The 4,516-nt window shown below is 40.8% G+C and carries 4 protein-coding genes; all 4 read right to left on the bottom strand.

All coding sequences use genetic code 11. The features are described from left to right. Positions 1-37 precede the first annotated feature (37 nt). From E1176_RS05440 to E1176_RS05425, 4 genes are read right to left on the bottom strand one after another with little or no spacing between them, the layout of a single operon-like run. Positions 38-1,582: a bifunctional GNAT family N-acetyltransferase/carbon-nitrogen hydrolase family protein gene (locus tag E1176_RS05440; protein WP_155209555.1), complete on the bottom strand. Its 1,545-nt coding sequence runs from the start codon at positions 1,580-1,582 to the stop codon at positions 38-40. After that, complete coding sequence (locus E1176_RS05435) at positions 1,582-2,556, bottom strand: deoxyhypusine synthase family protein (RefSeq protein WP_155209554.1); 975 nt, start codon at positions 2,554-2,556, stop codon at positions 1,582-1,584. Before E1176_RS05435 ends, E1176_RS05440 begins: the two co-directional genes overlap by 1 nt. 20 nt (positions 2,557-2,576) lie before the next feature. After that, positions 2,577-3,530 carry a citrulline utilization hydrolase CtlX gene (gene ctlX, locus E1176_RS05430; RefSeq protein WP_155209553.1) on the bottom strand — a complete coding sequence of 318 codons (954 nt, stop codon included), beginning with the start codon at positions 3,528-3,530 and terminating at the stop codon, positions 2,577-2,579. Continuing rightward, the gene (locus E1176_RS05425) at positions 3,530-4,495 is read right to left on the bottom strand and encodes an arginase (protein ID WP_155209552.1); all 966 of its coding nucleotides are present in this window, start codon (positions 4,493-4,495) and stop codon (positions 3,530-3,532) included. The genes ctlX and E1176_RS05425 overlap by 1 nt, the downstream gene beginning before the upstream one ends. Positions 4,496-4,516: the final 21 nt, after the last annotated feature.

Below are 4,516 nucleotides of genomic sequence, written 5' to 3'. Positions count from 1 at the left end.
CAGTTCAATATTAACTTTGCGATCAATCGCGTGATTTTTATTTCTTTAGTTTTAATTCATACAGATCTGAGCGTCTGTCTTTTAGGTTTTTCACACTACCATTGTTATGAAGCTGCTTCAGATCGTTGAGGTCTACATCTGCAATAATAGTATTTTCTGTGTTAGGTGTACCTTCTGCTACGATGGCATTGTGCGGAAATGCAAAATCTGAAGGGGAAAATATGGCTGATTGTCCATATTGAATATCCATGTTAACCACCTTAGGCAGGTTACCGACACTACCGGATATCACGACATAGCACTCGTTTTCTATAGCTCTGGCTTGCGAACAAATTCTCACCCTATGGTATCCGTTATGCATGTCTGTAGCAAATGGCACAAATAAGATTTCCATCCCCTGATCAGCCAGCATTCGGCTAAGCTCAGGAAATTCTGAATCGTAGCAAATGAGGATACCTATTTTGGCTGTATCTGTTTCAAAAACCTGCACCTTGTCACCTCCGGTCATGCCCCAATCTGAGGCCTCGGCAGGTGTTACATGTATTTTGTATTGTGCCTCAGTCGATCCATTTCTCCTACAGAGATAAGAAACATTGTAGAGCTTCTCATCTTCATAGACCGGCATGCTACCCGCTATGATATTGATGTTGTAGGTTATGGCGAAATCAACCAGTTTTTCTTTAATCTGGTCTGTGTATTGGGCAAGTTTTCTAATCGCTTTGGCGGCATCGTCTTCATTAAACTCAGCCATGAGTGGCGCATTAAACAACTCAGGGAATACAAGAAAATCGGCCTGGTAGCCACTTACTGCGTCAACGAAAAACTCAACATTCTCAAAAAACGACTCAATATTTTTAACGCTACGCAACTGCCATTGTACTACACCAATGCGAGCATAAGCCTTTTTCTGACCAACTAACTCTTCTTTTTCCTCATAATAGATGTTGTTCCACTCTACGAGAACGGCATAGTTTTTTGAAGCCTTATCGCCAGTAAGGTAGTTTCTAAGCACCTTTCTTACGTGGAAATCATTGCTGGTCTGGAAATATAATACAGGATCGTAAATCTCCTTTGACCGAACTTTGGCGATGTATTCTTTTGGTGTAAGGTCATCACTATGCAAGTGATAATTAGGCATTCTGCCTCCGGCAACAATGGAGCGGAGGTTCATGCGTTCGCATAATTCTTTTCTTGCGTCATAGAGCCTTCTGCCCAGACGAATGCCGCGATATTCTTTATCAACACACACCTCGATGGCATACATCACGTCTCCGTTGCTATCATGTGTGCTGAAGGTTTCGTTACCAGTTATTTTTTGGTAAGTATGACTATCGCCATACTTGTCGTAATCAACAATCAACGATAGTGCAAAAGCCACGACCTTACCATGGTCTTCAACACAAATTTGCCCTTCAGGGAAAACCTTTAGCAGTTTTTTAATTTGCTGCCTGGTCCAGGGCTCATCATTCATCATGGTATAGGCACCATCCATGATTTCATAGATTCGATCATAATCGTCTATGGTGAGAGGACGTGTCTCTAATAAATATGAAGAGGTGCTATCGTTTTGAATTTCTGCCATTACCAACCCAATACATAAGCAAAGATCAGAGGTGCCACGATGGTTGCGTCAGACTCCACAATGAATTTTGGTGTATTGATGTCTAATTTTCCCCAGGTAATCTTTTCATTAGGTACAGCACCACTGTAAGAGCCATAACTTGTTGTAGAATCAGAGATCTGGCAGAAGTAGCTCCAGAAAGGAGTGTCCGTTCTCTCCATATCCTGATAAAGCATAGGCACTACACAAATCGGGAAGTCACCGGCTATACCACCACCAATTTGGAAGAAGCCAATGCCTTTGTCTTCGGCATTGTCAGTATACCAATCGGCCAGGAATGTCATGTATTCGATACCAGACTTCATAGTCGAAGCCTTAAGCTCACCTTTTAAACAATACGAGGCGAAAATATTACCCATGGTTGAGTCTTCCCAACCCGGTACAACTATTGGCAAATTCTTTTTGGCCGCAGCCACCATCCAGCTGTTTTTAGGATCGATCTCATAATATTGCTCAAGCACACCAGAGTTAATAAGCTTGTACATAAACTCATGCGGGAAGTAGCGCTCACCTTTATCTTCAGCTTCTTTCCAGATATCAAATATATGTGATTGTAGTCTTCTGAAAGCCTCTTCTTCCGGGATGCAAGTGTCAGTCACTCTGTTCAAGCCTTTCTCAAGCAAATCCCACTCTTCTTGTGGCGTAAGGTCCCTATAGTTAGGCACTCTTTTGTAATGTGAGTGAGCCACCAAATTCATTAAATCCTCTTCCAGATTGGCTCCGGTACAAGAAATAATATGCACTTTGTCTTGCCTGATCATTTCTGCAAAAGATTTGCCTAATTCACCGGTACTCATGGCACCAGCCAAAGAAACGAGCATTTTTTTATCTTCTGACAAGTGTTTTTTGTAACCCTTGGCGGCATCTACTAGTGCTGCTGAGTTAAAATGTAGAAAATGATTTTCTATAAATTCTGAAATCGACTGATGTGCCATTTTTCTTGAGGTTTTTTATTTTAAGAGACTACTTCTTGTTTAGGAAGAAACACTTCCGCCATCATACAGCGAGCGCTTCCGCCTCCAAGAGTTTCTATAGTTTTAAGTGAACTGTGAATAATATCACAATGTTTTTCGATTGCTGAAATTTGTTGATCGTTAAGTGAATTGAAGGCTGTTGAAGACATCACTAAGAACCTGTCTCCGTTCTTGTTATTTACCTGTAGCATATTGCCGGCAAATTGGTTGCACTGCGCTTCACTTATCTCAATAACTTCTTTATCGGTTTTTTTAAAGGTATCTAATAGCATTTGCTTTTCAGAAGGATCATCGATGGACTCCAGGCAAATGATTACAAATTTTTCTGCCACACACATCATCACATTGGTGTGGTAAATAGGTAGCCGACTCTGATTTACTGTTTGGTTGGCAGTAAATTTTATCGGAGTATAGCCCATTTTCTTTGTAAATACATCGAGTACTTTTTCGTGTGTACGATCAGAGATGGCGGCATATGCCAACTTATTATTTCTATCCAGCACCATACTGCCTGTACCCTCTAAAAACTCATTTTCAGATTCGTAGATACTCAGGTCATGGATTTGCTTTACCTTAAATCCATGTTCACTTTTTAAAATACCAATTACATCTCCTCTGCGCTCACCTCGTCTGATTTCAGAATACATAGGATACCACACAATATGGCCCTTTTCGTGAAAAGAAATCCAGTTGTTAGGGAAAATGGAGTCTGGTGTGTGAGGCTCTGGTGTATCTTCTATTACAATCACTTCGATACCATTGGCTCTCAGTTTTTCCACGAATGTGTCAAACTCATTCTTAGCTCTAATTTGAGCCTCATTTTCACTGAGGTCGTCAGGCTTTTTTTGATAATGATTGTTCCTGGCCGTTTCTTCATTAAAGCCAAACTGCCTCGGACGTACCATTAAGATTGTATCGGTGCAGTCTTTAGCCATTAGCTATTTTCAAGGATTTTAGTTGTTGCTTCTAGTATTTCGAAGGCATTTTCAGCCATTCTGTTCTCTGTATCAAGGGTAGGATTTACTTCTACCATCTCCCAGCATACTACTTTTGGCTCTTTTATTAATGCGGTATTCAAGGCTTTAGCTTCTTCTACTGTTAAACCATGAGGTACTGGTGTGCCTGTGCCCACAGATATGCCAGAATCCATACTGTCTACATCAAAAGATACATATACGATATCACAATCTTTTAGTAAATCAAGCGCCTGGCTGGCTGTCTTATCAACACCCTGAGCTCTTACTTCATCAGTTGTGATATTAGTTATGCCGTATTTCTTTAGCAAAAACTCTTCAGGAGACTCAAGGTCACGTGCAGAAATAAACACAAGGTCACTTAGGTTGATTTTTGGCTCCTCAATACCAACATTCTTTATTTTCTCCCAGAGTTCTACTGTTTCTGGTTTAGGATCGTTGATTTTACAATCCATATTATCGATACCACCAACCATGGCTAGTGGCATGCCATGCATGTTGCCAGATGGTGTGGTGTATGGTGTGTGCAAATCAGCATGAGCATCTATCCATATTACGCCTAAGCGTTTATCAGGGTACGCTTTTTTGATACCGCAAATAGTACCAGCTGCCGTAGAGTGATCACCGGCTAACACCAAAGGAAAATCACCGCCATTTAGGGTTTCGTAGACCTTGTCACAAACTCTGGATTCCATGGTGTATACCCCATCAATAAATTTGGCGTGAGGGTGTTCAAATCCATCGAATAATATATCGTTTACATTTTCGACTTCTTCAGAATCATAATTGGCAAAATAATCCGACTCAAGGTCAAGACTGGCTACTTTAAGCGCATCAATACCTAGGCTGGCACCACGTGTACCTGCTGCAATTTCTGATTTTACCTCTATAATTTTTATATCCTTCAAGGGCAATATTCTGTCCATATCTAAATCTTTAATATTTAC

Source organism: Fulvivirga aurantia, from assembly GCF_009711475.1.
GTDB lineage: Bacteria > Bacteroidota > Bacteroidia > Cytophagales > Cyclobacteriaceae > Fulvivirga > Fulvivirga aurantia.
This window is presented reverse-complemented; position numbering and strand designations above follow the sequence as displayed.